Below are 6,333 nucleotides of genomic sequence, written 5' to 3'. Positions count from 1 at the left end.
AAGAAGGTCAGCAGCAGGGTACGGATGTGCGAACCGTCGACGTCAGCATCGGTCATGATGATGATGTTGTGATAACGCAGCTTGTCGATGTTGTACTCTTCGCGGCCGATGCCGCAGCCCAGCGCAGTGATCAGCGTGCCCACTTCCTGGGACGAGATCATCTTGTCGAAACGGGCTTTCTCGACGTTGAGGATCTTGCCCTTGAGCGGCAGGATCGCCTGGGTACGGCGGTTGCGACCTTGCTTGGCCGAGCCACCTGCGGAGTCACCCTCCACCAGGTACAGTTCGGAAAGGGCAGGGTCCTTCTCCTGGCAGTCCGCCAGTTTGCCCGGCAGGCCGGCGATATCCAGCGCGCCTTTGCGGCGAGTCATTTCACGCGCTTTACGCGCCGCTTCACGGGCACGGGCTGCGTCGATCATCTTGCCGACGACGGCCTTGGCTTCGTTGGGGTTTTCCAACAGGAAGTCGGCGAAGTACTTGTTCATCTCCTGTTCCACGGCGGTTTTCACCTCCGAGGAAACCAGCTTGTCCTTGGTCTGGGAGCTGAACTTTGGATCCGGCACTTTTACCGAAATGATCGCGGTCAGGCCTTCACGGGCATCATCACCGGTGGTGGCAACCTTGTTCTTCTTGGCCAGGCCTTCCTGCTCGATGTAGTTGTTCAGGCTACGGGTCAGGGAAGAACGGAAGCCCACCAGGTGAGTACCGCCGTCGCGCTGCGGAATGTTGTTGGTGAAGCACAGCAGGTTTTCGTTGAAGCTGTCGTTCCACTGCAGCGCAACTTCAACACCCACGCCATCGTCGCGCTGGATGTTGAAGTGGAACACCTGGGAGTTGACCGGGGTCTTGTTGGTGTTCAGGTACTCGACGAATGCACGCAGGCCGCCTTCGTATTTGAAGAACTCTTCTTTGCCCGAGCGCTCGTCCTTCAGCAGAATGCCAACGCCGGAGTTGAGGAACGACAACTCACGGATGCGCTTGGCCAGGATGTCCCAGCTGAAGTGAATGTTCTTGAAGGTTTCAGCCGACGGCTTGAAGTGGATGTGGGTACCGGTGGTTTCGCTTTCACCGACCACGGCCATCGGCGCCTGTGGCACACCGTGCACGTAGGTCTGTTCCCAGATCTTGCCGCTGCGGCGAACGGTCAGCACCAGCTTTTCGGACAGGGCGTTTACTACCGAAACACCCACACCGTGCAGACCACCGGAAACCTTGTACGAGTTGTCGTCGAACTTACCGCCGGCGTGCAGCACGGTCATGATGACCTCGGCTGCCGAAACGCCTTCTTCTTTATGCACGTCTACCGGAATGCCGCGGCCGTTGTCGCGCACGCTGATGGATTCGTCGGTGTGAATGATGACGGTGATGTCATCGCAGTGACCCGCGAGGGCTTCGTCGATCGAGTTGTCGACCACCTCGAAGACCATGTGGTGCAGGCCGCTACCATCATCGGTGTCGCCAATGTACATGCCGGGGCGCTTGCGCACGGCATCCAAACCTTTCAGCACCTTGATGCTGGAGGAGTCGTACGTTTGATTTTCGCTCATGCCTTCACTCCCGATGGTCGTGGGTCTGGGTGATACGGCCCTGTTCCACGTGGAACAAAGCAACTGGCGTTTCCGTTTGCCAGCCTTCCCTCAGTAATTCGTGATCTACACAGGTGATGAACACCTGGCAGCGTAATTCTTCAAGCAAGCGGCACAATGCGCGGCGGTGCTGGTCGTCCAGCTCCGACGGCAAGTCATCCACGAGATAAATACAGTGACCGCGGCGAGCCTGGCTGACGAGGTGGCCCTGGGCGATGCGCAATGCGCACACCACCAACTTTTGCTGACCGCGCGACAAAATGTCCGCTGCATTATTGGCAGCCAGACGAAGACGCAAATCAGCACGTTGCGGACCGGCCTGGGTATGGCCCATCTGCTGATCGCGAAGGAGAGAGGAGGCGAGGACTTCTTGCAGTTCCCGGTCCTTGTCCCAGCCTCGGTAATAGCTCAGGGTCAACCCGTCCAGCTCGACCAGTTCGCTCAGGGTTCGCTCGAAGACGGGCTTCAAGGCCTTGATGTAGTTGCGACGGTATTCATCTATTTCCGCGCTGGCCAGGCACAATTCCCGGTCCCAGGCGGCTTGCGAAGCTGGGTCAAGTGTACCATGACGCAACCACGAGTTCCGCTGCCGCAGCGCCTTCTGCAGGCGTTGCCAGGCGGGCAGGAAACGAGGTTCCACGTGGAACACCCCCCAATCGAGGAACTGCCGACGTATTTTCGGTGCGCCTTCCAGCAAGCGGAAACTGTCTGGGTTGATCAGCTGCAAGGGCAGCAGCTCAGCCAATTGGGCTGCGCTCCTGGCATTCTGGCCATCAATGCGAATGGTGAACTCCCCCTGGCGCTCCCGTGAAACACCAAGGTTGCTGGTGCCACCCTCGGCCAGCTGCACTTCGCCAAATACCGTGCACGCCGGTTGTTCGTATTGAATGACCGGGTTCAGGCGAGTGCTGCGAAATGAGCGAGCCAGGCCGAGCAGGTGCACAGCTTCGAGCACGCTGGTCTTACCGCTGCCGTTGGCGCCGTAGAGAATATTGATGCGGGGGGAGGGTGTGAGGGTCACCGGGTGCAGGTTGCGCACCGCGGTGACCATGATACGTCGAAGGGACATTTGGCCTGCTACGTTACAGGCGCATCGGCATGACTACGTAGGAAGAATCGTCGTTGCCGGCTTCCTGCAGCAGCGCACTGCTGTTGGAATCGGACAAGATCAGACGAACTTGCTCGGTAGTCATGACACCCAGCACGTCGAGCAGGTAGCTGACGTTGAAACCGATTTCCAGCGAGCTACCTTCGTACTCGACGCTGATTTCTTCTTCGGCTTCTTCCTGCTCAGGGTTGTTGGCCTGGATCTTCAGAAGGCCGGCAGACAAGTGCAGGCGAATGCCGCGGTACTTTTCATTCGACAGAATCGCCGTTCGGCTGAACGCTTCACGAAGCGCCTGACGATCTGCGACCACAACCTTGTCACCACCTTTAGGCAGCACACGCTGATAGTCCGGGAACTTGCCATCAACCAGCTTTGAAGTGAAGGTGAACTCACCAGTGGTAGCACGGATGTGGTGTTGACCCAGCACGATGCTGACCTGCCCATCAGGCTCGTTCAACAAGCGCGCCAGCTCAAGGATGCCTTTGCGTGGAACGATGACCTGATGCAGGTTGGAGTGATCGATCGCGCCATGCATGGAGCAAAGCGCCAGGCGATGCCCATCGGTGGATACCGCGCAAATATGGTTGGTATCTACCTCCAGCAGCATGCCGTTCAGGTAGTAGCGAACATCCTGCTGGGCCATGGCGAAGCTGGTGCGCTCGATCAGGCGGCGCAGCTTGCTCTGCTCCAGGTTGCAGGTCAGCGAACCCGGGCCTTCTTCCACCGTCGGGAAGTCGTTGGCAGGCAGGGTCGACAGGGTGAAACGGCTACGGCCGGCCTTGACCAACAGCTTCTGCTCATCGACCTTGATATCGATCAGAACGTCGTTGGGCAGGCTCTTGCAGATGTCCATCAGCTTGCGCGCCGGCACAGTGATTTCGCCAGGCTCGGCCGGCTCTTCGAGTTGCACGCGGCCTACCAGTTCGACTTCCAGGTCGGTACCGGTCAACGACAGCTGCTGGCCTTGTACGACCAGCAGTACGTTGGACAGGACCGGCAAGGTCTGGCGGCGCTCGACGACACCGGCGACCAGTTGCAGGGGTTTCAACAGGGCTTCGCGTTGAATGGTGAAATGCATGGTCTAGTCCCTTGCCTTCAATTAGCTGGGCTGACGGCCATCAGGTCGTCAGCGTGCGCAGCAGGTTCTTGTAGTCCTCGCGGATGTCCGCGTCGGATTCCTTCAATTCGTTGATCTTGCGGCAGGCGTGCAGCACGGTGGTGTGGTCGCGGCCGCCAAACATGTCGCCGATTTCCGGCAGGCTATGGTTGGTCAGCTCCTTGGACAACGCCATGGCCACCTGGCGCGGGCGCGCGACGGAACGCGAGCGGCGTTTGGACAACAGATCGGCGATCTTGATCTTGTAGTACTCGGCCACGGTGCGCTGAATGTTATCCACACTCACCAGCTTGTCTTGCAGCGCCAGCAGGTCCTTCAGCGACTCGCGAATCAGCTCGATGGTGATGTCGCGGCCCATGAAGTGCGAGTGGGCAATCACCCGTTTCAGGGCGCCTTCCAGTTCACGCACGTTGGAGCGGATGCGCTGGGCGATGAAGAACGCCGCGTCGTGCGGCAGTTCGACCTTGGCCTGGTCGGCCTTCTTCATCAGGATCGCGACACGGGTTTCCAGTTCTGGCGGCTCCACGGCCACCGTCAGGCCCCAGCCGAAGCGCGACTTCAGACGCTCTTCCAGGCCTTCGATTTCCTTGGGGTAGCGGTCGCTGGTGAGAATCACCTGCTGGCCACCTTCGAGCAAGGCGTTGAAGGTGTGGAAAAACTCTTCCTGCGAACGCTCCTTGCGGGCGAAGAACTGGATGTCGTCGATCAGCAGCGCATCCACCGAGCGGTAGAACCGCTTGAATTCGTTGATCGCGTTCAGCTGCAGCGCCTTGACCATGTCTGCGACGAAGCGCTCGGAATGCAGGTAGACCACCTTGGCATTCGGGTTCTTCTTCAGCAGGTGGTTACCCACAGCATGCATCAGGTGCGTCTTGCCCAAGCCTACACCGCCATAAAGGAACAGCGGGTTGTAGCCGTGCTTGGGGTTGTCGGCCACCTGCCAGGCCGCGGCGCGCGCCAGCTGGTTCGACTTGCCTTCGACAAAGGTTTCGAAGGTGAAGGTGCGGTTCAGGTAGCTGGTGTGCTTGAGCGCACCTTCGACCTGAACGGTGCGTTGTTCGGTACGCCCGCTGGCAGCGGGTGCCGCGTTGCTGTCGGCCATGGCATCGAAGCTGTCCCGCGAGGACGACTCGGCGCTATCGGTCACCAGCACAGGTTCGACAACGCTGGCCATGACCGGCTCGGCAACGGCTGCGGCCGGCGCATTGGCGGCCTGGGGCTGGCTTTGCGCGAGCGACGCTGCCACTGCAGCACTGACCGGGGCGTTGGGCGCAGCGCGCGGCGCAGAGCTGCGACGGCTGCCTATTAATAAGGAAAGGGCAGGCGCGATGCCGCTGCCGTTCTCACCCAACAGTTCGAGCAGGCGGCCGAGGTACTTTTCATTCACCCAATCGAGAACGAAGCGGTTAGGCGCATAGACGCGCAACTCGTCGCCTTCGGCTTCGACCTGTAGCGGACGGATCCAGGTGTTGAATTGCTGGGCAGGCAGTTCATCGCGCAGAAGCTCCACGCACTGCTGCCAAAGTTCCACTGACACGGATATCCCCTGAGTTTGAAAGCCGGATGAGGCAAAAACAAACCGCCATTGTACCGGTCGAGCGCTCAGTTATCCACATGTGGAAACATTCTGAGCCATGACAAATCAGCCATTTAGCGACCAAAACACCCTTTCAAGGCGGTGGATAAGCACTGTGGATAAGCGCACATGAGGGCTATGCACAACCCTGGGTCGAGCCGTGTGGATAACTCCCCTGTGGATAAGCGGCGTTTTCATCCACAACTTGTGCGCATGCGCAGCACAGGCGCAGCACCCGTTGTGGACAAGGTTTTGAAATTCTGTACAGCCCATGAATAAAGGGCTGCAAGAGGTTATCCACAGATGCTTATCCACTTAAGAGTTATAAGTTCTTCAGAAAAGCTTTTTATATGTCTCTTCTTTTTTTTCATTTTGTCGTCCGTTGCGTGACTGATCAACCCTTCCTGGCCCAGCAGCTATCAGGACGCCTTCTATAAGGAAAGACTGGTTGGAAATTGACCTATGGGCTTGCTTTCTCTAGAATCGCCGATCTCTTAAAAAGGGGGCCATTCCGGCCCGTAGTCGACAAACCAGGTAACAACGCCATGAAACGTACTTTCCAACCAAGCACCATCAAGCGCGCTCGCACCCACGGCTTCCGTGCCCGTATGGCTACCAAGAACGGCCGCGCTGTTCTGTCGCGTCGTCGTGCCAAAGGCCGTAAGCGTCTGGCCATTTGATTTTTCGGCACAGGTGGTGAGTCAGGACTTCAGTCGGGAAAAGCGACTGCTTACACCCCGGCANNTTTTTTTCATTTTGTCGTCCGTTTGCCTGCACGGGCAAGCCTGGGCCGGACGAACGCCAGCGATCACCTTCCATAAGGAATGACTGGTTGGAAATTGACCTATTGGCTTGCTTTCTCTAGAATCGCCGATCTCTTAAAAAGGGGGCCATCCCGGCCCGTTGTCGACAAACCCAGGTAACACGCCATGAAACGTACTTTCCA

Annotated in this window: 5 protein-coding genes; 1 reads left to right on the top strand and 4 read right to left on the bottom strand. The window is 58.4% G+C overall.

All coding sequences use genetic code 11. The annotated features are described in order from the left end of the window. The 4 genes from B3E94_RS19740 to dnaA all read right to left on the bottom strand — a co-directional run. The coding region (locus B3E94_RS19740) for a DNA gyrase subunit B (protein WP_286914820.1) at positions 1 to 1,547 on the bottom strand (1,547 nt) is incomplete at its 3' end. 4 nt (positions 1,548 to 1,551) lie between these two features. Next, positions 1,552 to 2,655 carry a DNA replication/repair protein RecF gene (gene recF, locus B3E94_RS19735; protein ID WP_176511753.1) on the bottom strand — a complete coding sequence of 368 codons (1,104 nt, stop codon included), beginning with the start codon at positions 2,653 to 2,655 and terminating at the stop codon, positions 1,552 to 1,554. A gap of 13 nt (positions 2,656 to 2,668) precedes the next feature. Continuing rightward, positions 2,669 to 3,772 carry a DNA polymerase III subunit beta gene (gene dnaN, locus B3E94_RS19730; RefSeq protein WP_286914819.1) on the bottom strand — a complete coding sequence of 368 codons (1,104 nt, stop codon included), beginning with the start codon at positions 3,770 to 3,772 and terminating at the stop codon, positions 2,669 to 2,671. 40 nt (positions 3,773 to 3,812) lie between these two features. After that, positions 3,813 to 5,348, bottom strand: coding sequence for a chromosomal replication initiator protein DnaA (gene dnaA, locus B3E94_RS19725; protein ID WP_176511755.1), 1,536 nt, complete (start codon positions 5,346 to 5,348; stop codon positions 3,813 to 3,815). 584 nt (positions 5,349 to 5,932) lie between these two features. Between dnaA and rpmH the strand changes: the two genes are divergently transcribed. Then, on the top strand, positions 5,933 to 6,067 hold the full coding sequence (gene rpmH / locus B3E94_RS19720) for a 50S ribosomal protein L34 (RefSeq protein ID WP_003253163.1): 135 nt from the start codon (positions 5,933 to 5,935) through the stop codon (positions 6,065 to 6,067). Positions 6,068 to 6,333: the final 266 nt, after the last annotated feature.

It is taken from the genome of Pseudomonas sp. UBA6315 (assembly GCF_002438125.1).
Lineage (GTDB): Bacteria > Pseudomonadota > Gammaproteobacteria > Pseudomonadales > Pseudomonadaceae > Aquipseudomonas > Aquipseudomonas faucium.
Note: the sequence above shows the minus strand (reverse complement) of the source record. Positions and strands in the feature narration are given on the sequence as shown.

Excerpts from the sequence above, each read along its gene's own strand:
- recF (WP_176511753.1), bottom strand. The coding sequence starts at position 2,655 with ATGTCCCTTCGACGTATCATGGTCACCGCGGTGCGCAACCTGCACCCG.
- dnaN (WP_286914819.1), bottom strand. The coding sequence starts at position 3,772 with ATGCATTTCACCATTCAACGCGAAGCCCTGTTGAAACCCCTGCAACTG.
- rpmH (WP_003253163.1), top strand. The coding sequence starts at position 5,933 with ATGAAACGTACTTTCCAACCAAGCACCATCAAGCGCGCTCGCACCCAC.